Origin of the sequence: Pelomonas sp. Root405 (assembly GCF_001425165.1) — a bacterium.
Taxonomy (GTDB): Bacteria; Pseudomonadota; Gammaproteobacteria; order Burkholderiales; family Burkholderiaceae_C; genus Pelomonas.
On sequence record NZ_LMDU01000011.1, the window covers coordinates 370973 to 392788 of the forward strand.

Here is a 21816-nt window from a genome sequence, read left to right on the forward strand (position 1 = left end):
GGGAGCGCCCATCTTCCCACCGTGGCGGCGACGGTCGTCTCAGGCTGCGACATGCTGCAGCGCGCGCTTGTGGTGGTACATGCGCTGGTCGGCCAGTTCCATCAGCTGCGCCACATCGTCGCCGTCCTCCGGATAGCAGGCCACGCCCATGCTGGCGGCCACCGGGAGGCTGCGGCCCTCGAACTGGAAGCCGCCGTTGAGCTGCTGGCGCAGGCGTGTGAGGGCCGTCTCCAGCCCGCCCTCGGCGGCCAGCGGCCGCAGCATGACGCCGAACTCGTCGCCGCCCAGGCGCGCCGCCGTGTCGGACTGGCGCACGCTGCCGCGCAGGCGGCGCGCGAACTCCAGCAGCACCGCATCACCGGCGCGGTGGCCATGGTTGTCGTTGATGGGCTTGAGGCCGTTCAGGTCCAGCATCAACACAGCCAGCGGCTGGCCGTCGCGCACGGACTGGAACAGCGATGAGCGCAGGCGGTCGAGGAAAAGCGAGCGGTTGGGCAGGTCGGTCAGACCGTCATGGGTGGCCTTGTGGAAGAGATCGCCCGGCGCATAGCGGGTGGCGAAATACATGGCCGCGCCGACGAGGTCGGACAGCAGCTCCATCAGCGCCACATGGCGTTCATTGAAATGCCCCACCTGCGAAGACATCGCCTTGAGCACGCCCACCGTCTCGCCATGGTGGCGCAGTGGCACGACGATCATCGAGCGAAGGCCGAGCTTGGCGCAGGCAGCGCGGTCGGTGCGCGGGTCGCTCAGCGCGTCGTCGCAATGCAGGGCGCGGCCTTCGCTAACGCAAAGCCCCGACAGGCTGCTGCCCCGCTGGAGCCGCAGGCCCAGGCTGTGCGCTGCCATGCCGGCGGCGGCGCGATAGACCATGTCATCACCCTCGGCCATCTCGACGGCGGCGCCGTCGGCATTCGCCAGATTCAGCGTGCGGCCGACGACCAGATTCATCAAGCCACCCAGGTCCAACCCCAGGCGCGCGACCTCTGTCTGGATGGCGATCACCTCCAGCAGTTTTTCTCGGGTCGTCATGTGTCTTTCCTCGCCTGCATCCGTGGCGGATGCAGCCCCTGCTGGCGCGATGCGCTCTGTGCCGGGTCAGCCCCTGTGAAGGCGCATATTTTGCACGCGGCGATAAATGATGTCGACGGAGCGACGACCGTCAGGAATGACGACCTCAATCCAGTTTGGCCAGCCGCTCCGTCAGCAGCCGGAAGAAGCCGTCAGCGTCGACATGCCGCAGCACCTGGGCATTGGCGGGCAGGCCCGTCACGCCCCACCAGTCGATGACCGTCATGCCGCGCGTCAGCTCGCTCCGGGTCTCGACGCGCACGTTGCAGTCACGGCCGGTGAACAGCTCGGGCTGCAGCAACCAGGCGATGACGCAGGGATCATGCAGCGGGCCGCCGTCCTGGCCGTACTTCTCTTCGTCGAAGCGCTCGAAGAACTCCATCCAGGCGGCGACGACGCTGCCGGCGCGGTTGCCCAGGCGCCGGATGGCCTCGATGCGGGCCGCCGTCGTCAGCGCCTCATGCGTCACGTCCAACGGTGCCATCGTGATGGGCACGCCGCTGCTGAAGACTTCGTGCGCCGCCTGCGGGTCGACATAGATGTTGAACTCGGCCGACGGCGTGACGTTGCCGCCCTCGAAGAAGCCGCCGCCCATCAGCACGATGCGGCGGATGCGTGGTGCGATGTCGGGCGCCTGGCGCAGCGCCAGCGCGATGTTGGTCAGCGGGCCCAGCGGGCAGAGCGTCACGGTGCCGGCCTCGCGCTCCCGCAGCGTCTGGATGATGAAGTCGACCGCATGGCGCGGGTCCAGGGCCAGCGTCGGCTCGGGCAGCTCGACGCCGTTCAGGCCCGTGTCGCCATGCACATGCTCGGCGGTGACCAGGGGCACATCCAGCGGCCGGTCGGCGCCGGCGCAGATGGGCACGTCGCGGCGGCCGGCCAGCTCCATCACCTTGCGGGCGTTCAGCGTCGTCAGCCGCAGCGGCACATTGCCGGCGACGGTCGTCACGCCGATCAGCTCCAGCTCGGGGCTGGCGGCGGCCAGCAGCAGCGCGATGGCGTCGTCCTGGCCAGGGTCGGTGTCGATCAGGATAGGCAGGGGTGTCATGCGGCAGCGGGAGCGATGTCGAGGTCGATGGCGCCGAAAAGGCTGGCGCCCTCGGCGGACTTGAGGTCCAGATGGAGGCTGTCGCCAGGCGCGAGTGTCAGGTCGAGCGCGCCAAGGGCCGCGCCCGCCACCTGACCGGCACGCAGCGCGCGCAGCCGTGCCAGGCGGGCCAGGGCGTCGCCGGCCGTGACCGTCACCTCGCGCGGCTCCAGCTTGCCGCCGTTGTGCAGCAGGCTGAGGCGCGCTTGCAGGCGGCCGCCCGACCAAGCGCCGCCGAGTTCATCGGGCGTGACGGCCACGGGTGCGCAATGCGTGGCCATCAGCTCGCCCTCGATTCGCCAATCCAGGGCAAAAGTCAACAGGCGCAGGGCATCCAGTGCGGCCGCGGCGTCGCTCGCGGCGGCCAGGTCGCCGGTGATGGCCGCGAGCGCCGGCTCGCCGTGGGCGGGCGCCCGCAGCGGCTGGCCCGGTGCCGAGAAATTGCCGGCCTCGCGGCGAATACCGCCATCCGCATCGACCACCGCCCAGCCATAGGCCCGCGGCAGCGGCGCCAGGCATTTGTCAGGCTCGAAGGCGAAGGCGTGTCGCAGCTTGCCGTGGTTGAGCTGCACGGCCAGGTCTTCGAGCTGCGGGGCGATGAAGCCCCAGTCATCGAGCACCTGCTGCAGGCGCGTGGCGATGCCGGTGGCGTAGTGGGCCTGGGTCAGGTCGCGCGACACGACGACGAGATGGCCGTCGCGCGAGCCGTCGGCGTAGCTGGCGAGTTTCATGAAGAGCTGTCCGCGGAGATGGCAGCATTGTGCGATGCGCGCTGCCCTGACCTCCTCGCCGGCACGATCCCGCGCCGCCGTGCTTGCGCTGGTGGCCAGCCTGCTTGCGCATGCGGCGCTGCTGGGCAGGGAGCGTGTGCGCGAGGCCCCGGTGACGCCGGCACGCGCCATCAACATCGCGCTGTTGCAGCCGCCGACCGCGCCCGTGGCCCTGCCCGAGCCAGCACCTGCCGCCTTGCCCGCCCCGAGGGCCCGATCGACTCGTCCCAATCAGCCAGCGCCCAAGCCCGCGATGGAAGCGCCCATGGCAAAACCTGACGCACCCCTGATGCGCCTGGCCGGCCCCGCGACCTGGCACTACCGCCTGCGCCAAGGCGGCCAGGACGGCGAGGCGCTGCTGGACTGGCAGCCGCAGGCGGACGGCCGCTACAGCCTGCGGCTGACACGGCGCATCGGAGAGCGCGCCCTGCCCGCGCTGGAGAGCCTGGGCCAAACCGGCAGCGCCGGCCTGGCACCCCAGCGCTTTGCACTCCAGCAGGGCGGCCGGGACCGACAGCCGTCAACTTCGATGCCGAGGGCCGCCGCGTCAGCTTCTCGGCCAGCCCGGCCCGGCTGGATCTCCCCGAGGGCACGCAGGACCGCCTGTCCTGGTGGCTGCAGCTGGCGGCACTCGTGCAGGCCTCGCCCGCACCGGGCGGGCGATGGCGCGTCTGGGTCGCCGGCCTCCGCGGTGAGCTGCGCGAGTGGACCTTCGAGGCCGTCGACGGCGCGCCCGAGGACGCCGCCGTACTGCATCTGCGCCGCCTGCCGCTGGGTCCGCACGACCCCGGCGTGGAGCTTTGGCTCGACCCGGCGCGAGGCTATTGGCCGGTCCGGCTGCGCCAAGGTGACCCCGAAACACGCGGTTTCGAGATCAGCTTGTCCGACGTGAACTCCTGACGCTTCCTACACGTTGTCAGCGCGGGGGATGACCCGAACTGCGGGGCGTTCTGCCAGTATCTAAACCAACCGGGACTTGAAACCCCGGTCGCCACCCGCAGTTGAAGCCATGAGGAGAACTCCATGCACATGCTCTACAACTCCGACAGCTTCATCGTCGTGCAGTTCGACGTACCGACCACTGAACTCCAGGCTGTCGAGTCGGGCCCCCAGCTGAATCGCGGCGGCTTCGAGATCGTCGACAAGTTCGCCCGCAAGGAAATCTTCATCGAAGGCGCGCTGGCTGAATCCTTCCAGCAAGGTGTGCAGGCGCTTATCGATGAAGGCGAGCCGTCCGAAGATGACCTCGACGCCTTCATCGAGCGCTACGCCTTGATGGGCCAGCAGCCGGTCGTGATGCACTGAACACTCGGGAAGCCTGTCTTACATTGATCTGCGCCCAAGCCTGATACAAGATGGGTCCGCGCCGGCCGTTGCAGGCCGCGCCAGGAGCCCATCAAATGGTGAAGCGAGCCGCCGTAGACACAGCCTCCCGGGCATCCGCCCGAGTGCTGCCGTCGCCCGGCCTGGACAGCGCCCCGGTGCTGGACCGCATGTGCTCGCAGTTCGTGCTGACGTTGACCGTCAGGCACGCCGGCCGCTTCAACCTGCGGCGCGATTTCAACGGCCTGCTGTCCTTCACCGGCCGCCACCTGGTCTGGCCGGCGCGCGTGCTGCAACGGCTGCGCGGCTATCTTGGCCAGCGCTGCGCGGGCAACGAGCTGTGGCGAGGACATGAATCGCTGAGCGACGAGGTCTTCCTGGACCGCTTCGGCCAGTGGAGTGGCCCGTTCTCTGAAGCCACGCTCTTCTTCTACCTCGACGAATACGTCAAGGACGCGCCCAAGGACATGATGGCCTTGCTGGCCACCACCTGCGAGCACCTGGACCGCCAGCTCAAGCGTGAATCGACGCTGGTCGAGAAGAACATCGCCGCCTTGGGCACGCTGCTGCAGCTCAACCCGGCCGAGCGCGCCATCCTGCTGTACGGGACGCTCGCCCGCTACCAGCGCGAGTTGCGCGGGGCGCTGGTGGAGTTCAAGGTCAACACCGCGCAAGAGGCCTTTGCCGCCATCGCTGCGGTCGCCGGCGTCGACGAACGGGAGGTGGCCGAAGCCTTGCGCGCCGGCTCGCGGCTCGAACGCATCGGCATGGTCGAGAACCTGATCTCCGAGCACAACATCACCGACCTGGCCGACCTGATGAAGGTCAGCGACCAGTTGCCTCCCGTGCTGATGCGCGAGTACCAGGGCCCACACGACCTGATGGCCGTGTTCACCCGGCCCGCCACGCCGAGCCTGCTTGGCGCCAGTGATTTCCAGTTCGTCAGCGAAGACCTCGGCCTGCTGCAGGGCCTGCTCCGCCAAGCGGTGGCGACGCATGCGACCGGCGTGAACGTGCTGCTCTACGGCCCGCCGGGCACGGGCAAGACAGAGCTGGCCAAGGTCGCCGCCGCCGCTGCGGGGCTGGACCTGTACGAGGTCGAGTACGCCGACCGCGACGGCAATTCGCTGTCGGGCCGCGACCGCTACCGCTCGCTGCAGATCAGCCAGGTCTTCCTGAAGGCCAGCGCCAATGTGGCACTGCTGTTCGACGAGGTGGAGGACGTGTTTCCGCCACTGTCCAGCGACACAGCCTCGCTGCTGAGCCGGCTCGACGCCAGCGGCGATGGGGCGCTGAGCAATTCGGTCAGCGGCAAGGCCTGGGTCAACCAGATCCTGGAGACCAACCCGGTGCCAGTGATCTGGGTCACCAACCGCATCGAGCAGATCGACCCCGCCTTCCGCCGACGCTTCCAGTACCACCTGGAACTGAAGTCGCCGCCACCCGGTGCGCGCCGCGGCCTGGTCGCGAAATCCCTCGGCGAGGTTGCCGTCAGCGAAGACTTCGTCGGCAAGCTCGCCGAGCGGCCGGGCCTCACGCCGGCGCAGATCCGCACCGCCGTGCGCTTCGCTCAATTGGCCGGTTCGGCGGATGAGGCCGAGAAGCTCATCGAGCGCCAGCTGGCCAATGCCGACAAGGCCCTGGGCCGGGACGACGTCAGCCACGCCCGCCCTTGCGTGACCCGCTATGCGTTGGACCTGCTGAACTGCGAAAGCCGCTTCGAGATCCCGCGCATCGTCGAGGCACTGCGCCGCAAGGGCGCGGGCCAGCTCTGCTTCTACGGCCCGCCCGGCAGCGGCAAGACGGCCCTGGCCGAGCACATCTCGCAGGCGCTGGGCCGGCCGCTGATGGTCAAACGTGCCAGCGACATCGCCAGCAAGTTCGTCGGCGAGACCGAGCAGAACATGGCACGCATGTTCGAGCTGGCACAGAGCGAAGGCGCCGTGCTGCTGCTGGACGAAGCCGACAGTTTTTTGCGCAGCCGCAAGCGCGCCGAGCGCAACTACGAGGTGAGCGAGGTCAACGAAATGCTGGCCGGCATGGAGCGCTTCAACGGCCTCTTCATCTGCACGACCAACCTCTTCGACGACCTGGACGAGGCCGCGCTGCGACGCTTCGCGTTCAAGATCAGGTTCAAGGCGCTGAAGCCGGAGCAGCGCGTGGCCATGTTCGAGCGCGAGGCGGGCGAGGCGCCGACCGACGAGCAGCGCTCACGACTGGTGGCGATGGATTGCCTGACGCATGGCGACTTCGCGGCCGTGAGGCAGCAGATCGAGATCCTCGGCGAGGCCTTCACGCCGGATGAGTTCTTGGCTCAACTCGAAGCGGAGCATCGGGCGAAGCCCGAGGTGCGCGAGCGCCGTGGCATCGGCTTCAGAGCGGCTTGAAGTAGTAGGTCGTCGAGCAGAACTGCCCATCGGGCATCAGTGCATAGGCCGGAATGTCGCCCGCCTTCTGCCATCCCAGCCGCTCGTAGACCCGCGAGGCATCGCTGCCGGTGACGGTGTCCAGCACCAGGGTCGTCTTGCCCAGTTCCCGCGCCTTCACTTCCAGCGCACGCAACAGCCGCTCGGCCACGCCCTGGCGGCGCATGCGGCGGTGGACGAGCATCTTGGACACATCGGCGCGATGCGGCTGGTTGTCGGGCATGTCGACGACAAGAGACAGCGTGCCGCAGATGCGGCCGGCCTCGTCCTCGGCGACGAAGAGGTGACGTTTGCCCTCTGCGACGGCCGCCGCCACATGTTGCCAGAAGGCTTCGGGACGACCTTCGGCCAGCGGCAGCATGAAGCCCACCGACGCGCCACCTTCGACGCAGTCGCGCAGCACCTCGGCCAGTTCGCCCACGCGGGCCAGCGCTTCAGCGCCACCGATTTCACGGATGTTCATGGGCGTGCTCCCGTGAGCGCGACGAGGTAGCGCGCCGGCTTTGTGCCAGGGTTGTGGAAACGGATCGGTGCATCGAGCTGCATGGCCAGGCAGTCGCCGGCATTCAGCTGCCACTGCTCGCCGCCATGGCCAATCTCCATGACGCCGTCGATCATCCAGACGAGCTGATGGATGTCGGCATCGCGCGCCGAGGTCTCAAAGGCGACGCGCTGGCCGGCGGGGAAGATGACGTCCACGAGCTGCAGGGGCGACATGCCGGCAGGCGACACGTTGCGGCGGCGGTAGCCTGAGGCCGGGTCGTCCCAGACGGGCTGGTCAGCCACGCGCACCAACGGCGATGGCGCTGCGGAGGGGCTGGCCTCCGCAGCGCCCTCGAACATCGACGCGACGCTGACTCCGAGGGCTGACGACAGCTTGTCCAGCACCACCGCCGTCGGGCTGCTCTGGCCGCGTTCGATCAACGAGATGTTGGAACGGCTGACGCCACTCTTGTGGGCCAGCGCGTCCAGCGACAGGCCGGCGGCCGAGCGCAGTTCATGCAGGCGGCGGCCGATGCGTTGTGTGATGTCCATCCATCCAGTTTACTGGAAACTCTCGTCCATCAAACTGGAATGGCGCGCTCGACGGCGCGGCGCCAAGCCGGGTCGGGCCAGCGCCGTCCCAATCGCCAGGCGGCATGGGTCAGCTTGATGACGTGGGGATCGGGCTGCTCGCACGCCGCCGAGATCAATGCGGGCCAGGGGCGGCTGGGCGGACGGTCCAGCATCGTCGCGGGCGTGGCGCCGCTGGCCAGCAGGCCGGCCGCCGCGGCGACGCTGAACCCACGCGGCAGTGCCGGCGTGGGCCACCAGCGCTCCAAGACCGTCATCGCATGGCTGGCCGTCATCAGGTGCAGCACGGTGAAGTTTCCGGTGGCCGCATAGGTGTGGGCGGCCAGCAGCGCCAGGTCGCGCAGCGTGTCCGGCCCCTGGCGCAGGCGGCCGGCCACGGCCGCGAAGCCAGGCAATTCACCCCAGGCCTGCATGCGCCCGGTGATCAGGCTGCCCGCCGGATAGGCCGGGCGCTGCACGGTCGCCAGCGCGCGCAACCAGTCGGGCAGGTCAAGCGGCGGGCCGTCGTCGGTCGTCGGCAGCGGCATGAAGTGGGACGCCCAGTGCGCCAGGCCGGCGGCCAGTTCGGCCTCGTGGCCGGCCAGCACGGCGTGGCCCGTGCGGATCAGGCCGTGGAAGGCGATGGCGCCGGCGCCGGGCAGCAGCATCGGCAGGGCCTCGGCAAGGGCGGCGGCAGAACCGAGCTTGGTAATACGGGCCGCGAAGTGCGCACGCCAGGCCGCATCGCTGTCGGGCCGGCCCAGATCGCGTTCGATGGCGATGCGCGCCGGCCGGCCCGCGGTGTGCGGCTCCAGCAGCGTCTCGCCGGCTTCAGTGAAGGCCTGCAGTCGGGCGGCCGAGGCGCCCAGCTCCAGCAGCGCCTGCTGCGCCATGGGCAGGTGGTTGCTCAGCTGGCCGCGGTAGGTGGCGGACAGCGCCTGGCCGGCGTCGAGCAGGTGGTGCAGCTGCGCAATTGTCGCGGGCGCCGGGGTGGCGGTTTTCATCAGCATGGACGGCCTCGTCTGTGGGAATATCGCGCCATGCTCGAAGTTGAAGTGGACTTGAAGTCAAGCACGCCGTTGACCATCGGCCAGCTCGCGCGGCGTGCGGGCGTCGCGACGAGTGCCTTGCGCTTCTACGAAGCCGAAGGGCTGCTGGCTGGCAGCCGCAGTACCGGCGGGCACCGTCAGTACCCACGCCATGCGCTGCGCCGCGTCGCCTTCATCCGCGCGGCCCAGGCCGTCGGGCTGACGCTGCCGCAGATCAAGGCCGCGCTGGCCACGCTGCCCGATGGCCGCACGCCGACCAAGGCGGACTGGACGAGGCTTTCGGCGGCCTGGGCGCCGCTGCTGGACGCACGCATTGCCGCGCTGCAGAAGCTGCGCAGCCAGCTGACGAGCTGCATCGGTTGCGGCTGTCTGTCGCTGAAGGCCTGCGCGCTTTACAACCCACAGGATTCGGTCAGCCGGCAGGGCGCCGGCGCGAGGCTTCTGCGCATCGAAACGACGCCTTGACCCCTTGGCGACGGTGGAGGCCCACTTCCCGGCGAAAATCCCCGGGTTAACCCGTCACGAATAGCCCGCCCATGAGTGCCTTCCACGAAGAGACCGTCCTGACCGTCCACCACTGGACCGACCGCCTGTTCAGCTTCACGACGACGCGCGACCAGGCGCTGCGTTTTTCAAATGGCCACTTCACCATGATCGGCCTCAAGGGCGAGAACGGTAAGCCGCTGCTGCGGGCCTACAGCATCGTCAGCGCCAACTACGAGGAGCAGCTGGAGTTCCTCAGCATCAAGGTGCCGGACGGCCCGCTGACGTCGAAGCTGCAGCACATCAAGCCAGGCGACAAGATCGTCGTCGGCCGCAAGCCCACGGGCACGCTGCTGATCGACTATTTGCTGCCGGGCAAGACCCTCTACCTGCTGGGCAGCGGCACGGGCCTGGCGCCCTTCATCAGCATCGTGCGCGACCCGGTGACCTACGAACGCTTCGAGAAGGTCGTCATCGTTCACGGCGTGCGCGAGGTGGCTGAGCTGGCCTACCACGACCACCTCACGGTGGACCTGCACCAGCACGAGTTCCTCGGCGAGTTCGCCAGTGAGCAGCTGCTGTATTACCCGACCGTCACGCGCGAACCCTACAAGAACATGGGCCGCATCACCGACCTGATCCAGACCGGCAAGCTGCAGGCCGACCTGGGCCTGCCGGCGTTGGACCCCGAGAACGACCGCATCATGCTGTGCGGCAGCCCGGCGCTGCTGAAGGACATGCAGGAGATGCTGGACATCCGCGGCTTCAAGGAAGGCAGCACGACGACGCCGGGCGACTACGTCATCGAACGAGCTTTTGTAGAAAAGTGAGCCCCTCGCCCGAGGGGACGGCGATGCTCGCGGGGCCTGCCCCGCTCGCACATCGCCAGACGGGCCGGCCTGGGGCGGCCCGGCGCTCGGCCCGCGACAGGCGCCAAGCCCTCCTCGCCTGCTTGGCGCCTACATGCCCTTGAACAAGTGCGTGTAGCTGCGGCTGACTTCGAGCTTCTCGGTCAGCCCGCGCACACCCACCAGCTGCCGGCCGCGGAAGTCGCGGGTGATGCCGTCGATGGCACGCGCATTGACCAGCGTGGAGCGGTGAATCTGCCAGAAGACCTGCGGGTCCAGCTCGTCCACCAGCTCCTTGATGGGCTTGCGGATCAGCGCCTCGACCTTGGCGGTCTGCACGCGGGTGTACTTCTCGTCGCTGATGAAGAACAGCACGTCCTCGACCGGGATCATCTGGATGGCCTGGCCGACCGTGGCCTGGATCCACTGCAGATAGCTCGGCTTGGCGCCGCCGCCGCTGACCTGGGCGCTCAGCTTGTGCAGCAGCTGCTGCAGCGGCACTGACGATGTCTCGACCGACTCGCTGCCTTCGCGCTGGGCCAGGCGCTTCTTGATGCGCGCGACCGTCAGCTGCAGCCGCTCGCGCTCGGCGGGCTTGAGCACATAGTCGGCCACGCCCTGCTCGAAGGCCTCGACGGCGTACTGGTCGTAGGCGGTGATGAAGACGATCTCGGGCACCAGCCAGTCGTCGTCCTCCGGCAGCTGGGCAATCTGACGGGCGGCGTCGACGCCCGTCAGGCCCGGCATGCGGATGTCGAGGAAGACCAGGTCGGGCTTGTGCTCCCGGGTCAGCTCGACGGCCTCCAGGCCGTTCTTGGCCTCGGCCACGATGTCCAGCTCGGGCCAGACCTCGGTGAGGCGGCTGCGGAGCTGTTCGCGCATCAGTCGTTCGTCGTCGGCCAGGATGGCGCGGATGGGTGCTGCTGTGTTCATGCCGACGATGCTACTAGCCTCAGACCGACGTGGACCTCGCCGCGTTGGCGCGGCTGCGGTTGCGCAGCACGACGAAGAGCAGCAGGCCGAGCAGGATAAGCGGCGAGCTGAGCACGGCCCCCACGCCAAGCAGGCTGGCCACGACCAGGGCGATCACGCCGCCGACGATGAGCAGCGGCAGCGCCAGGCCAAGCAGCAGCACCAGCGGCAGCACGATGACGCAGACGACGCCGGCGACAAAGAGGCCGATGGCGGCGCCCAGCCAGTCGCCGAAGTCGCTGTCACCGAGGAAGAACTCGCCATCGTCCAGCACGATGTGCATGTCCGGGCCGTGGTGGTTGAGCAGCGCAAAGCCGCCAAACATCGCCAACACCACCATCAGCGCAGTGCCGATGAACAGGATCTTGAAGAGGGTTTTCATGCCGTGGCTCCTTCGTCGTTGCGGCTGCGGTAGGGCACGGTGATCGTGACGACCGTGCCGCTGGGTTGGTTCTCGGTGACGGTGACGCTGGCCTTGCTGCCGTGCAGCAGTTGCAGGCGCTCGCGGATATTGGCCAGGCCCACGCCGGTGCCGCTGGTGGCGGCGCGGCCGAAGCCCAGGCCCGTGTCGGCCACGATGACGGCCAGCTTGCCGTGCACGATCTCGGCCTTGACCTTGAGCGTGCCGCCCTCGGCCTTGGGCTCCAGGCCGTGCTTGATGGCGTTCTCGACCAGGCCCTGGATCATCATGGGCGGGAACTCGGCGGACAGCAGGCCCTCGGGCACGTCGATCTCCGTCTGCAGGCGCTCTTCCATGCGAACCTTCAGGATCTCGAGGTAGGGGCGGATGACGGCCAGCTCACGGCCCAGGTCACGCACGCCGCCATTGGCATTGGCCTCGCGCATGGTGGGCATGGAGGCCCGCAGCAGCGCGATCAGGTTCTTCTGCATCTGGCTGGCGCGCGGCGGGTCGGTCTCGATGAGGTGGTCGATGCTCGCCAGCGTGTTGAACAGGAAGTGCGGCTCGACCTGGGCCTGCATGGCGGCCATGCGGGCTTCGATGACCTGGCGCTTGAGCGCCTCGCTCTCGGCGTTCTCGGCGGCCTGGGCGGCCTTGACCTCGGCCTGGATGCGGCCCTTGTACATGGCCTTGATGACGGCGGAGGCCAGCACCCAGAGGATGGCCAGGTCCATCAGCGAATCGCCGGCATGGATGATGGTGACGCGCTTGCGGCTCTGCGCCTGGCTGGCTTCCTCGGCAGCTTCCCGCAGCGCGGCCTGGGCTTCGGCGGCGGCCACCTGCGCCTCGGTGACTTCCTCCGCCTCCTGCTTGAGCTGGCTCAGCTGGTCCTTGGCCTGGTCGATGGCAGCGCGGATGTCCTCGGGGCGGGCGCTCTTGGGAAAGTCGATGGAGATGGCGGGGGCAGCGGCGTCTTCGGCAACCTTGGGTTCGCCGTCCTCGTCAACGGCACTGGCGGCGCTGGCGGCACTGGCACCGGAGGATGCAGGGCGCACCGGCTGGATGCGCACGCCGCGCTCGTCGATCTTGACCTCGTAGTGGACGGCACCTTTCTCGCCGTCCTTCTTGGCCGCCTTCTCGGCCGCCTGGCGCGCCTTGTCGGCGGCCTTCCTGGCGTCGGCCTCAAGCCTGGCGTGGCGGCGCGCCGCGGCGCCGTGATCGTGGTCCTCGACCTGCTCGCTGATGCGCCAGGTGAAGGGCGGCAGGTTCTTCAGCACATTGACGCCGATCAGCAGCGCCAGGGACAGCAGCACGAAGCGCTTCCAGCTGATGCCGACCAGCCAGCCGGCGTAGATGTGGAAGTAGCGCACCACCGTGCCGGAAAAACGCTGCCAGCGCTCGATCCAGAGCTTTTGCTGGGGGCTGGGTGTGAAGGAGGGAGTCATGGCCGTTGTGTCGTCGTTGGGGCCACTGTAAGCAGGCGCCCCGGGTGGCGTGGGGCCGGAGCGACACGCCGGCCGGCCTGGGTGACGAACTGCATGGGAGAGCGACAGGCCGGCCGCCCCGCGAGGGCGCCGCTGCGAGCGGTGCGGCAATAGTTCACGGACCGCATGGCGGCGCCCACCGGCCGGCCAGCAAAAAGCCCGCCGAGGGGCGGGCTTTGAAGGACGGGCCGGGAGCTGCTTACTGCTTGATCGCCTCGGCCTGGATCAGCAGGCGCACGTTGTCGGGAATGCCCGGCACGCCGTAGCTGATGCCCCACTGGCTGCGCTGGATGGTGGCCTCGAAGTCGCCGCCGCAGACCTCGCGCTTCAGGCGCGGGTGGTCATAGCAGTTGAAGCCGGTGGCGGTCAGCGTGACGGGGTGGGTCTTGTCGCGCAGCGTCAGGTTGCCGGTCACGCTGACGAGCTTGTCGCCGTTGAAGGTCAGCTTGTCGCCGGCGAACTTGGCGGTCGGGAACTGCTCGACGCCGAAGAAGTCGTTGCTCTTGAGGTGTCCATCGAAGGGGCCGACGCCGGTGGAGATGGACGTCATGTCCAGCGTCACCTCGAAGCGGCCGGTCTTGGCGGCCTTGTCGAAGGTGATGGAACCTTCCTTCTTGTCCCAGCGGCCACGCGAGGTGCTGGTGCCGAAGTGCTTGGCCTCCCAGGTCACGAAGGTGTGCGTGGGGTCGATCACGTAGGTGGCGCTCTGGGCCTGAGCGACGCCCGCGGCGGCAAGCAGGGCGGTGAGCAGCAATGCGTTCTTCATCGATGGGTCTCCGGGGGGTGGGAAGGAAAGGGAAGGCAGAGGTTACAGGCCGGCGAAAGCCAGCTTGAATTTGACGGTTACATCGTTGGCGACCATGGACGTGTCGGCCCATTCGCCGTCGCCGATCTTGAAGTCCAGCCGCTTGATGGCGACGCTGCCCGAGGCGATACCGCCGGCCACGGTGATGGGCACGGTGACGTCGCGGCTGGCGCCCTTGATGGTCAGCTTGCCGGCGACGTCGTATTTGCCGGGGCCCGTTGGCTTGATGGCGCTGGAGACAAAGGTCGCCTTGCCGTTGCGCTTGGTGTCGAACCAGGGCGCCTTGGCCAGCTCGGCGTCGAAACTGGCATCGCCCAACGACACGCTGCCCAGGTCCACCGTGAAGGCGATCTTGCCGGCCTCGGGTTTCTTGGCGTCGAAGTCCAGCGCAGCTTCGAACTTCTTGAACGTGCCATCGACCGGCACGCCCATCTGCTTGAAGGTGAAGCTGACATCGCTCTTGGCAGGCTGCAGCGTGGCGGCATGTGCGGCCAGGGCGCTGGTGGCGATCAGCAGTGCGGAAAACAGGCGTTTCATTGGGGTCCTTTCGTCAGGCGCGGCCCAGGCCCATGCGGGCGAGCAGGCGGTCACGGTCGATGAGATGGTGCTTGAGCGCACCGGCCACATGGGCTGCCACCAGCAGCCCCAGGCCATAGGCGGCGAACTTGTGGACGAGCTTGAAGACCTCGGCCAGCTCCTTGTCCTTCGGCACGAAGTCGGGCAGCGGCAAGACGCCGAACCAGACGATGGGGAAGCCCGCCGCCGAGCTGTAGGCCCAACCGGCCAGTGGCACGGCGAAGAAGAGCACGTAGAGCAGGCTGTGCGTCAGATGGGCGACGCGCGCCTGCCAGGCCGGCATGGGCAGGTCCGCCGGCGGGCGGTGCGTCAGGCGCCACAGCAGGCGCAGCGCCGACAGCGTCAGGATGGTGACGCCCGCCCACTTGTGCCAGTTGTAGAGCTTGAGCCGCGTCGGCGAGAACGGCAGGCTCGTCATGTAGAGCCCCATGCCAAGAGCGCCGACAATGGCCAGCGCCAGCAGCCAGTGCAGCGCGATGGCGACGGGGGTGTAGCGGTTGGCAGGGCTCATCATGGGCTCGCAGTGTGTTCCGTGCAGTCCGGCGAGCGGTTCACCGGTCTTGACGCCATTGTTCAGCGATTTTGAACGGCACCGTGACGGCGCTCCAGCGCGGCGCGGCGCGAGGGCTGCACATTGGCGCGCCACAGGTCACCGCCATAGTGGGCAAGCACGCGCCGGTCCATCAGACGGAACCACAGCGGCGGGCAGTAGGCGACCAGCAGCAGGCCGGCATAGCCGCTGGGCAGCTGCGGTGCCGACTCGAAATGCCGCAGTGCCTGGTAGCGCCGGGCCGGGTGGGCGTGGTGGTCGCTGTGGCGCTGCAGGTGGTACAGGAACAGGTTGGACACGCGGTGGTTGCTGTTCCATGAGTGCTCGGGCGCGCAGCGCACCGGCCGGCCATCGGCAGCAGTGGCGCGCAGCAGGCCGTAGTGCTCGATGTAGTTCACCACCTCCAGCAGCGAGGCGCCGTATAGGGCCTGCGCGAGCAAGAAGGGCAGCACCGCCCAGCCCAGCCACGCCACCACGCCGCCATACAGGGCCAGCGTCATCGCCCAGGCCTGCAGGCACTCGTTGCGCCAATGCCAGGCCGCCAGGCCGCGGTGCGCCAGCCGGTCCACCTCCAGCGCCCAGGCCGAGCGCAGGCCGCCGAGCAGCGTGCGTGGCAGGAAGGCCCAGTAGCCTTCGCCCAGGCGCGCGCTGGCCGGGTCTTCGAAGGTGGCCACGCGGCGATGATGACCGCGGTTGTGCTCCACGTAAAAGTGCCCATAGGCCACCGGCGCCAGCACCAGCCGCGACAGCCAGCGCTCCCAGCGGGCGTGCTTGTGGCCCAGCTCATGGGCCGTGTTGATGGCCACGCCATTCATGCCACCCACCGTCAGCACCAGGCCGATGAAGCCCATCACGCCCAGGGGCCCGGCCGGTTCGCGCGCGGCAATCCAGGCGCCGTGCAGCGTCAGCCCGAACTGCAGCGGAATGAACAGTAGCAGCACCGCCAGATACCAGCGGTCCGCCTCCAGCGCGGGCACGGCCTCGGCCGGCGGGTTGGCGCGGTCTTCGGCCAACCACCAGTCCAGCAGGGGAATGACGGTGTAGATCGTGGCCGCCATCAGCCACAGAAACATTACTTTGCCAGTCGACTGGTACTGCCACAGGTTCACCCAGGCCATGCCTGGCAGCAGCCCCGACAACAGCCAGCCGTAGCGCTTGCGGTCACGCCAAGGCGAAGGGAGGGCGGTGGCCTGGGACATCGGACCATGCTGCGTGAGCAGACCGTTACGGTCAAGCCGGCCTCAACCGTGGGTTTGACCCAGTTGCGTCGGATTAGGGGGCCGCCAGACAGTCGGGCACGGCGGCGGGGCGCCCAGCCGCACGGTTTATCAAGGCGCAGTCAAACACTTCAAATCGGAGACAAGCCCATGACCCAGACTCCCAGCGCGCGTCGGCGCTTCATCAAGAAAGCCGCGGTCACCACGGCCGGTGCAGGCGCTTTGGCCGCGCCCATGATCTCGAAGGCGCAGACCGTCAGCATGCGCTTCCAGTCCACCTGGCCGGCCAAGGACATCTTCCACGAGTACGCCCAGGACTTCGCCAAGAAGGTCAACGACATGGCCGGCGGCCGCCTCAAGATCGAGGTGCTGCCCTCGGGCTCGGTGGTGCCGGCGTTCCAGCTGCTCGATGCCGTCAACAAGGGCACGCTGGACGGCGGCCACGGCGTGGTGGCCTATCACTACGGCAAGAACAACGCCCTGGCGCTGTGGGGCTCGGGCCCGGCCTTCGGCATGGACCCGAACATGGTGCTGGCCTGGCACAACTACGGCGGCGGCAAGGCGCTGCTGGCCGAGGTCTACAACGCGCTGAACATCGACGTCGTGTCCTTCCTGTACGGCCCGATGCCGACGCAGCCGCTGGGCTGGTTCAAGAAGCCCATCGGCAAGCCCGAGGACCTCAAGGGGCTGAAGTTCCGCACCGTCGGCCTGGCCGTCGACGTGTTCAAGGAACTCGGCGTGGCCGTCAACCCGCTGCCGGGCGGCGAGATCGTGCCGGCCCTGGACCGCGGGCTCATCGACGCGGCCGAGTTCAACAACGCCTCGTCCGACCGCGTGCTGGGCTTTGCCGACGTGGCCAAGACCTGCATGCTGCAGAGCTTCCACCAGAGCGGCGAGCAGTTCGAGATCCTGTTCAACAAGGCCAAGTACGACGGGCTGCCGGCCGAGCTGAAGGCGGTCATCGACTACGCCGTGCAGGCGTCCAGCGCCGACATGAGCTGGAAGGCCATCGAGCGCAACAGCACCGACTACAACGAGCTGAAGAAGGCCGGCGTCAAGTTCTACAAGACGCCCGACAGCGTGCTGCGCGCGCAGATCGCCGCCTGGGACAAAGTCATCGCCGCCAAGGCGGCCGAGAACCCGCTGTTCAAGAAAGTGCTGGACAGCCAGAAGGCCTTCGCCCAGCGCGCTGGCGGCTGGCAGAACGACTACACGGTCGACTTCAAGATGGCCTGGAACCACTATTTCAGAGCCCCGGCCAAGAAGGCCTGATCCCGGTGACACCAAGGGGCCTCGCGCCCCTTTTTCCTGCCATGCCATGAAACAACTGCTGCTTGCGGTGGACCATCTGTCCACCTGGATCGGCCAGGCCTTCGCCTGGCTGATCGTCGCCCTGACCGCGCTGATCAGCTGGGAGGTGTTCTCCCGCTACATCCTCAACGCGCCACACGACTGGAACCTCGATGCCCAATTGATGGGCTATGGCACGCTGTTCATGATGGCGGGCGCCTACACGCTGGCCAAGAGCGGCCATGTGCGCGGCGACGTGCTCTACGGCTTCTTCCAGCCGCGCACCCAGGCCACCATCGACCTGACGCTCTACATCGTCTTCTTCCTGCCTGGGATCGTCGCGCTGACCTGGGCCGGCTGGACCTTCTTCCAGGATGCCGTGGCCATCCGCGAGTCCACCTTCAGCGCCACGCCGCTGCCGGTCTACCCGTTCAAGGCCGTCATCCCGCTGGCCGGCGGGCTGCTGCTGCTGCAGGGCTTCGTCGAGATCGTGCGCTGCCTGCAATGCCTGCAGCAGGGCTACTGGCCCAGCCGCGAGCAGGACGTCGAGGAAGTCGACGTCGACAAGCTCAAGCAGATGGTTCACGCGGAAGAGGCCCGGCCATGAAGATTCGCAAGGAACTCTGGTTCGGCTTCACGCTGATGGCGATCATCATCGCCGGCACCGGCTTCACCATGCTGAACGCCGAGCAGCTCACGCGCGGCCACCTCGGGCTGACCATGCTCGCCCTGGTCGTCGTGGCCATCATGCTGGGCTTCCCGACGGCGTTCACGCTGATGGGCATGGGCATGCTGTTCACCTGGCTGGCCTACGACTTCGACACTGGCAAGACGCTGGCGCTGATGGTGCAGAGCGCCTTCAAGGTGATGGGCAACGACGTGCTCATCTCCATCCCGCTGTTCGTCTTCATGGGTTATCTCGTCGAGCGGGCCAACCTCATCGACAAGCTCTTCAAAAGCCTGCACCTGGCCATGGCGCGCGTACCAGGCTCGCTGGCAGTGGCCACCATCTTCACTTGCGCGGTGTTCGCCACGGCCACCGGCATCGTCGGTGCGGTCGTCACGCTGATGGGGCTGCTGGCGCTGCCGCAGATGCTCAAGGGCGGCTACGACGTGCGCGTGTCGGCCGGCGCCATCACGGCCGGTGGCTGCCTGGGCATCCTGATCCCGCCGTCGGTCATGCTGATCGTCTACGGTGCGACGGCCGGCGTGTCGGTGGTGCAGCTCTATGCCGGCGCCTTCTTCCCCGGGTTGATGCTGGCAGGCCTGTACGTGCTCTATGTGGTGCTGCTGGCCAAGCTCAAGCCGGCGCTGATGCCGCCGCTGTCGGCCGAGGCGCGGCATGTCAACCTGCCGCCGCTGGCCGAGCGCCTCAGCGGCGGCCGCCTGCGCCCGGCCCTGCCGGCGCTGCTGCGGGCCCTGGGCCGCGAGCCCGACAAGGGCCCGGTGCTGCGCCAGCTCGGCGTGGCGCTGCTGCCGGTGGCCATCGTGATGGTGATCGCCTTCTTCGCCGCGCTGCGCGCCCTCAACCCGGTGGCGCCCGAGGCGCCCGCGGCCGATGCGCCGCAGGTCATGGGCAGCGAGGCCACCTCGTCCACCGAGTCCGGCCTGGCCGAGCCCCAGGAAACGGGCGGCCTGTCGGAACCGCCGTCCGAGGCGGCCAGCGAGGAGGCCGGTGTGGCCGAGCCGCCGATTGGCGAGCCCCCCGTCACCGAGCCTGCTGCAACCGTCGCCGCACCTTCGACCATCGCCGAGCCGATGCCGGCCGCGTCAACGGCGGCAGCACCGCCCGCCGAAAGCGGCCGCGGCTGGGTCGGCTGGGCCGTCACGGCGGCGGTCCTCGTGGGCTTCTATGCGCTGCTCAACTTCCAGCGGCTGGAGATCTTCAAGCTGCTGCTGACCAGCTTCTTTCCGCTGCTGGTCATGATCCTGGCGGTGCTGGGCTCCATCGTCTTTGGCCTGGCCACACCCACCGAGGCCGCCGCCGTCGGTGCCTTCGGCGGCTACGTGCTGGCAGCCATCTACTCGGTGATCAACAAGCGCGAGCCGGGCCAGCGCCGGCCGGTCTTCATCGTCTGGCTGCTGTTGTGGCTGCCGCTGCTCGCGTCGCTGGTCTGGTATGCCGCGCACAAGCAGGGGCTGGCGTCGGAACCGGTCAGCCCGGTGTTCGGCGCCGTCGCCGCCGGCGGCGTGCTGCTGTGGGCCCTGATGGCCTACCGGCAGGCGCGGCTGCAGACCGAGGTCAGGGAGTCGGTCTTCCTGACCGCGAAGACCACCGCCATGGTCTGCTGGCTCTTCGTCGGCTCGGCCATCTTCTCGGCGGCGTTCGCGCTGCTGGGCGGGCAGGAGCTGGTGGAGAAATGGGTGCTGGGCATGGACCTCAGCAAGACCGAGTTCCTGATCCTCAGCCAGCTCATCATCTTCATCCTGGGCTGGCCGCTGGAATGGACCGAGATCATCGTGATCTTCATGCCCATCTTCATCCCGCTGCTCAGCCACTTCGGCGTGGACCCGCTGTTCTTCGGCCTGCTGGTGGCGCTGAACTTGCAGACCGCCTTCCTGAGCCCGCCGGTGGCGATGGCGGCCTTCTACCTGAAGGGCGTGGCGCCACCGCATGTGACGCTGAACCAGATCTTCGTGGGCATGCTGCCCTTCATGGGCATCCAGGTCATCGCCATCGTCATGCTCTACATCTGGCCGGCCATCGGCCTGTGGCTGCCGAAGGTGCTCTACGGTTGACGTGACGGCCGGCTGACCAGGAAAACGCCGCCGAGCACCAGCAGGGTGCCGGCGGCGATCCACGCGTTCATCGGCTCACCCAGGATGAGCACGCCCATGATCAGCGTGCTCATCGGGCCCACCATGCCGACCTGCGACGACAGCGGCGCGCCGATGCGGGCGATGGCCAGCATCACCATCAACACCGGCGCAACCGTGCAGGCAGTGGCGTTCAGCAGCGACAGCCACAGCACCGGCTCGGGCACGGCCGCCGCCGACAGCGGCCTGATCAGCAGGAACTGCGCGATGCACAGCGCACAGGCCACCGTGCTGGCCAGGCCGGCCAGGCGCAGCGAACCCAGGCGCTTCACGACCTTGCCGCTGAGCGCCAGGTAGACCGCATAGCTGACCGCGCTGGCGAACACCAACGCCGCGCCCAGGGCCGTGTTGGCGCCCTCGAAGCTCAGCTCGTGCGCGAACACCGCCACCACGCCGGCATAGCTGACGGCCATCGCGATCAGCTGGCGCGCCTGCAGCCGGTGCTGGAAGAACAGCACCGAGATCAGCAGCACCAGCGTCGGGTTCAGGTAGAGGATGAGCCGTTCCAGGCTCGCCGAGATATAGGCCAGGCCTGCGAAGTCCAGGTAGCTGGCCAGGTAGTAGCCGGTGAAGCCCAGCACGGCCACATCGCGCCAGTCCTGGCGCGTCAGTGCCGGCTTGCCCCGGCCGGCCCACCAGGCCATGGCCAGGAAGAAAGGCAGGGCCAGCAGCATGCGCCACATCAGCAGCGTGACAGGGTCGACGCCGTGGCGATAGGCCAGCTTGACGATGATGGCCTTGCCGGAGAAACCGATGGCACCCAGCACTGCGAGCAGCAGGCCGGGCCAGAGTTGTCTGGGATTCAAGTCAGTCCGTAGGCGGTGCGAAGCCGCGCCGCTGCGCCGCTGAGTTCGAGGGTTCGCATGGCGGCGACAACACGCGCCAGCCGCTCCGGCGCCAGGCCCGGCGCATGGGCCAGCAGCTGCGAGTCGGCATGGAAGACCGCCGGCAGGATGCGCACCCGGGCCTGCGCGCCCTCGGCCTCGATGCAATGGCGCAGGGTCACGTCGGCGTGATAGAAAAAACGGCCGCGACCGCTCAGCAGCTTGCGCAGGTTGCGCAGGTCGTCGGTCGCGCCGGCGTCCACGGTGAGGCCAGGCTGCTCGGCCAGAAAGCTCTCGCAGCCTGTTGCACGCGTGGCCAGGATGATGCCGTTGCCGCCCAGGGCGCGGATGTCGTCGAAGCCCTGCACATTGACCGCATCGTCGGCACGCACCGCCACGCGATGGCGCACGTTGTACAGCGCCGGCGTCTCGACGAAGCCGAAGCGCGCGACGCGCTCACGCGTCTTCATCAGCGCAAAGAACAAGTCGATGCGCTCGGCCGCCAGGTCGCTCTCGATGCGCGTCAGGGGCAGCGCCTCGTCCAACCCCTTGAACAGCAAGCCGGAGTCCACACGCTGCAGGGCCTGGATGTAGTCGACGCAGAACCCCGGCGGACCGTTGACGTTGAACTTGAGGTTCATGCCAGATTGGGCAGCGGTGCGCAGCATCTCGCCCGCGGCCGCATGGCCGGCAGCCAGGGCCAGAGGCAGCGTGAGAATCGAGCGACGGCGCACCATGAAGGCGCGCAGTCTAGGGCGGCCATCCTGCGTG

The 21816-nt window shown here is 68.3% G+C and carries 23 protein-coding genes; 8 read left to right on the forward strand and 15 right to left on the reverse strand.

Annotation, left to right across the window (positions count from 1 at the left end):
- Nucleotides 1–39: 39 nt before the first annotated feature.
- The 3 genes from ASC81_RS11275 to ASC81_RS11285 all read right to left on the reverse strand — a co-directional run bounded on the left by ASC81_RS11275 (nucleotide 40) and on the right by ASC81_RS11285 (nucleotide 2889).
- Nucleotides 40–1032 (reverse strand): sensor domain-containing diguanylate cyclase, encoded by a 993-nt coding sequence (locus tag ASC81_RS11275; protein WP_056266681.1) that lies wholly within the window; start codon nucleotides 1030–1032, stop codon nucleotides 40–42.
- Between the two features lie 145 nt (nucleotides 1033–1177).
- Entirely contained in the window at nucleotides 1178–2119 is a 942-nt protein-coding gene (locus ASC81_RS11280) for a nucleoside hydrolase (protein ID WP_056266683.1), read from the reverse strand.
- Entirely contained in the window at nucleotides 2116–2889 is a 774-nt protein-coding gene (locus ASC81_RS11285; RefSeq protein ID WP_056266685.1) for a hypothetical protein, read from the reverse strand. Before ASC81_RS11285 ends, ASC81_RS11280 begins: the two co-directional genes overlap by 4 nt.
- Before the next feature lie 672 nt (nucleotides 2890–3561).
- On the opposite strand from ASC81_RS11285, the gene ASC81_RS11290 reads away from it, so the two are divergent.
- From ASC81_RS11290 to ASC81_RS11300, 3 genes are all read left to right on the forward strand, one after another.
- The gene (locus ASC81_RS11290; RefSeq protein WP_056266688.1) at nucleotides 3562–3828 is read left to right on the forward strand and encodes a hypothetical protein; all 267 of its coding nucleotides are present in this window, start codon (nucleotides 3562–3564) and stop codon (nucleotides 3826–3828) included.
- Nucleotides 3829–3951: 123 nt separating this feature from the next.
- Nucleotides 3952–4233 carry a DUF3567 domain-containing protein gene (locus ASC81_RS11295; protein ID WP_056266691.1) on the forward strand — a complete coding sequence of 94 codons (282 nt, stop codon included), beginning with the start codon at nucleotides 3952–3954 and terminating at the stop codon, nucleotides 4231–4233.
- Between the two features lie 95 nt (nucleotides 4234–4328).
- Entirely contained in the window at nucleotides 4329–6638 is a 2310-nt protein-coding gene (locus ASC81_RS11300; RefSeq protein ID WP_056266693.1) for an ATP-binding protein, read from the forward strand.
- Here ASC81_RS11300 and ASC81_RS11305 read toward each other — a convergent pair.
- The 3 genes from ASC81_RS11305 to ASC81_RS11315 are packed head-to-tail and all read right to left on the reverse strand — an operon-like array spanning nucleotide 6625 to nucleotide 8740.
- Nucleotides 6625–7140 (reverse strand): GNAT family N-acetyltransferase, encoded by a 516-nt coding sequence (locus tag ASC81_RS11305; RefSeq protein WP_056266696.1) that lies wholly within the window; start codon nucleotides 7138–7140, stop codon nucleotides 6625–6627. The two genes, ASC81_RS11300 and ASC81_RS11305, sit on opposite strands and share 14 nt — an antisense overlap.
- Entirely contained in the window at nucleotides 7137–7712 is a 576-nt protein-coding gene (locus tag ASC81_RS11310; RefSeq protein WP_056266699.1) for a helix-turn-helix domain-containing protein, read from the reverse strand. Before ASC81_RS11310 ends, ASC81_RS11305 begins: the two co-directional genes overlap by 4 nt.
- A 29-nt stretch (nucleotides 7713–7741) precedes the next feature.
- Nucleotides 7742–8740, reverse strand: a complete 999-nt coding sequence (locus tag ASC81_RS11315) for a questin oxidase family protein (RefSeq protein WP_056266703.1) — start codon at nucleotides 8738–8740, stop codon at nucleotides 7742–7744.
- 30 nt (nucleotides 8741–8770) lie between these two features.
- Between ASC81_RS11315 and soxR the strand changes: the two genes are divergently transcribed.
- Together soxR and ASC81_RS11325 are read left to right on the forward strand one after the other, a co-directional pair.
- Nucleotides 8771–9244: a redox-sensitive transcriptional activator SoxR gene (gene soxR, locus ASC81_RS11320; RefSeq protein ID WP_056266706.1), complete on the forward strand. Its 474-nt coding sequence runs from the start codon at nucleotides 8771–8773 to the stop codon at nucleotides 9242–9244.
- Nucleotides 9245–9315: 71 nt separating this feature from the next.
- On the forward strand, nucleotides 9316–10092 hold the full coding sequence (locus tag ASC81_RS11325; RefSeq protein WP_056266710.1) for a ferredoxin--NADP reductase: 777 nt from the start codon (nucleotides 9316–9318) through the stop codon (nucleotides 10090–10092).
- Nucleotides 10093–10221: 129 nt separating this feature from the next.
- Here ASC81_RS11325 and ASC81_RS11330 read toward each other — a convergent pair whose 3' ends face one another.
- The 7 genes from ASC81_RS11330 to ASC81_RS11360 all read right to left on the reverse strand — a co-directional run bounded on the left by ASC81_RS11330 (nucleotide 10222) and on the right by ASC81_RS11360 (nucleotide 16096).
- On the reverse strand, nucleotides 10222–11043 hold the full coding sequence (locus ASC81_RS11330; RefSeq protein ID WP_056266713.1) for a LytTR family DNA-binding domain-containing protein: 822 nt from the start codon (nucleotides 11041–11043) through the stop codon (nucleotides 10222–10224).
- A gap of 19 nt (nucleotides 11044–11062) precedes the next feature.
- Nucleotides 11063–11464 (reverse strand): hypothetical protein, encoded by a 402-nt coding sequence (locus ASC81_RS11335; protein ID WP_056266716.1) that lies wholly within the window; start codon nucleotides 11462–11464, stop codon nucleotides 11063–11065.
- Nucleotides 11461–12927 carry a sensor histidine kinase gene (locus tag ASC81_RS11340; RefSeq protein ID WP_056266718.1) on the reverse strand — a complete coding sequence of 489 codons (1467 nt, stop codon included), beginning with the start codon at nucleotides 12925–12927 and terminating at the stop codon, nucleotides 11461–11463. The genes ASC81_RS11335 and ASC81_RS11340 overlap by 4 nt, the downstream gene beginning before the upstream one ends.
- 238 nt (nucleotides 12928–13165) lie before the next feature.
- A complete protein-coding gene (locus ASC81_RS11345) occupies nucleotides 13166–13732 on the reverse strand; it encodes a YceI family protein (RefSeq protein WP_056266721.1) in 567 nt (188 codons plus the stop codon).
- Nucleotides 13733–13774: 42 nt separating this feature from the next.
- Nucleotides 13775–14308, reverse strand: a complete 534-nt coding sequence (locus tag ASC81_RS11350) for a YceI family protein (protein ID WP_056266724.1) — start codon at nucleotides 14306–14308, stop codon at nucleotides 13775–13777.
- 13 nt (nucleotides 14309–14321) lie between these two features.
- Nucleotides 14322–14861 (reverse strand): cytochrome b, encoded by a 540-nt coding sequence (locus tag ASC81_RS11355; RefSeq protein WP_369820851.1) that lies wholly within the window; start codon nucleotides 14859–14861, stop codon nucleotides 14322–14324.
- Between the two features lie 59 nt (nucleotides 14862–14920).
- Entirely contained in the window at nucleotides 14921–16096 is a 1176-nt protein-coding gene (locus tag ASC81_RS11360) for an alkane 1-monooxygenase (protein ID WP_056266727.1), read from the reverse strand.
- A 168-nt stretch (nucleotides 16097–16264) separates the two neighbouring features.
- Between ASC81_RS11360 and ASC81_RS11365 the strand changes: the two genes are divergently transcribed.
- From ASC81_RS11365 to ASC81_RS11375, 3 genes are read left to right on the forward strand one after another with little or no spacing between them, the layout of a single operon-like run.
- Nucleotides 16265–17386, forward strand: coding sequence for a TRAP transporter substrate-binding protein (locus ASC81_RS11365; protein WP_056266730.1), 1122 nt, complete (start codon nucleotides 16265–16267; stop codon nucleotides 17384–17386).
- A 46-nt stretch (nucleotides 17387–17432) separates the two neighbouring features.
- Nucleotides 17433–18011: a TRAP transporter small permease subunit gene (locus tag ASC81_RS11370; protein ID WP_056266734.1), complete on the forward strand. Its 579-nt coding sequence runs from the start codon at nucleotides 17433–17435 to the stop codon at nucleotides 18009–18011.
- A complete protein-coding gene (locus ASC81_RS11375; RefSeq protein ID WP_056266736.1) occupies nucleotides 18008–20143 on the forward strand; it encodes a TRAP transporter large permease subunit in 2136 nt (711 codons plus the stop codon). The genes ASC81_RS11370 and ASC81_RS11375 overlap by 4 nt, the downstream gene beginning before the upstream one ends.
- On the opposite strand, the gene ASC81_RS11380 is transcribed toward ASC81_RS11375, so the two are convergent.
- Both ASC81_RS11380 and ASC81_RS11385 read right to left on the reverse strand, forming a co-directional pair.
- Complete coding sequence (locus tag ASC81_RS11380) at nucleotides 20134–21027, reverse strand: DMT family transporter (RefSeq protein ID WP_056266739.1); 894 nt, start codon at nucleotides 21025–21027, stop codon at nucleotides 20134–20136. The genes ASC81_RS11375 and ASC81_RS11380 overlap by 10 nt on opposite strands.
- The gene (locus ASC81_RS11385; RefSeq protein WP_235533628.1) at nucleotides 21024–21686 is read right to left on the reverse strand and encodes a transporter substrate-binding domain-containing protein; all 663 of its coding nucleotides are present in this window, start codon (nucleotides 21684–21686) and stop codon (nucleotides 21024–21026) included. The genes ASC81_RS11380 and ASC81_RS11385 overlap by 4 nt, the downstream gene beginning before the upstream one ends.
- Nucleotides 21687–21816 lie beyond the last annotated feature (130 nt).

Bases quoted from the DNA above. Each gene is read 5' to 3' on its own strand.
- ASC81_RS11280 (WP_056266683.1), bottom strand. From the start codon at position 2,119: ATGACACCCCTGCCTATCCTGATCGACACCGACCCTGGCCAGGACGAC.
- ASC81_RS11375 (WP_056266736.1), top strand. From the start codon at position 18,008: ATGAAGATTCGCAAGGAACTCTGGTTCGGCTTCACGCTGATGGCGATC.
- ASC81_RS11345 (WP_056266721.1), bottom strand. From the start codon at position 13,732: ATGAAGAACGCATTGCTGCTCACCGCCCTGCTTGCCGCCGCGGGCGTC.
- ASC81_RS11370 (WP_056266734.1), top strand. From the start codon at position 17,433: ATGAAACAACTGCTGCTTGCGGTGGACCATCTGTCCACCTGGATCGGC.
- ASC81_RS11325 (WP_056266710.1), top strand. From the start codon at position 9,316: ATGAGTGCCTTCCACGAAGAGACCGTCCTGACCGTCCACCACTGGACC.
- soxR (WP_056266706.1), top strand. From the start codon at position 8,771: ATGCTCGAAGTTGAAGTGGACTTGAAGTCAAGCACGCCGTTGACCATC.
- ASC81_RS11335 (WP_056266716.1), bottom strand. From the start codon at position 11,464: ATGAAAACCCTCTTCAAGATCCTGTTCATCGGCACTGCGCTGATGGTG.
- ASC81_RS11360 (WP_056266727.1), bottom strand. From the start codon at position 16,096: ATGTCCCAGGCCACCGCCCTCCCTTCGCCTTGGCGTGACCGCAAGCGC.
- ASC81_RS11365 (WP_056266730.1), top strand. From the start codon at position 16,265: ATGACCCAGACTCCCAGCGCGCGTCGGCGCTTCATCAAGAAAGCCGCG.
- ASC81_RS11350 (WP_056266724.1), bottom strand. From the start codon at position 14,308: ATGAAACGCCTGTTTTCCGCACTGCTGATCGCCACCAGCGCCCTGGCC.
- ASC81_RS11285 (WP_056266685.1), bottom strand. From the start codon at position 2,889: ATGAAACTCGCCAGCTACGCCGACGGCTCGCGCGACGGCCATCTCGTC.
- ASC81_RS11275 (WP_056266681.1), bottom strand. From the start codon at position 1,032: ATGACGACCCGAGAAAAACTGCTGGAGGTGATCGCCATCCAGACAGAG.
- ASC81_RS11310 (WP_056266699.1), bottom strand. From the start codon at position 7,712: ATGGACATCACACAACGCATCGGCCGCCGCCTGCATGAACTGCGCTCG.
- ASC81_RS11300 (WP_056266693.1), top strand. From the start codon at position 4,329: ATGGTGAAGCGAGCCGCCGTAGACACAGCCTCCCGGGCATCCGCCCGA.
- ASC81_RS11355 (WP_369820851.1), bottom strand. From the start codon at position 14,861: ATGATGAGCCCTGCCAACCGCTACACCCCCGTCGCCATCGCGCTGCAC.
- ASC81_RS11330 (WP_056266713.1), bottom strand. From the start codon at position 11,043: ATGAACACAGCAGCACCCATCCGCGCCATCCTGGCCGACGACGAACGA.
- ASC81_RS11385 (WP_235533628.1), bottom strand. From the start codon at position 21,686: ATGAACCTCAAGTTCAACGTCAACGGTCCGCCGGGGTTCTGCGTCGAC.
- ASC81_RS11295 (WP_056266691.1), top strand. From the start codon at position 3,952: ATGCACATGCTCTACAACTCCGACAGCTTCATCGTCGTGCAGTTCGAC.
- ASC81_RS11305 (WP_056266696.1), bottom strand. From the start codon at position 7,140: ATGAACATCCGTGAAATCGGTGGCGCTGAAGCGCTGGCCCGCGTGGGC.
- ASC81_RS11340 (WP_056266718.1), bottom strand. From the start codon at position 12,927: ATGACTCCCTCCTTCACACCCAGCCCCCAGCAAAAGCTCTGGATCGAG.
- ASC81_RS11315 (WP_056266703.1), bottom strand. From the start codon at position 8,740: ATGCTGATGAAAACCGCCACCCCGGCGCCCGCGACAATTGCGCAGCTG.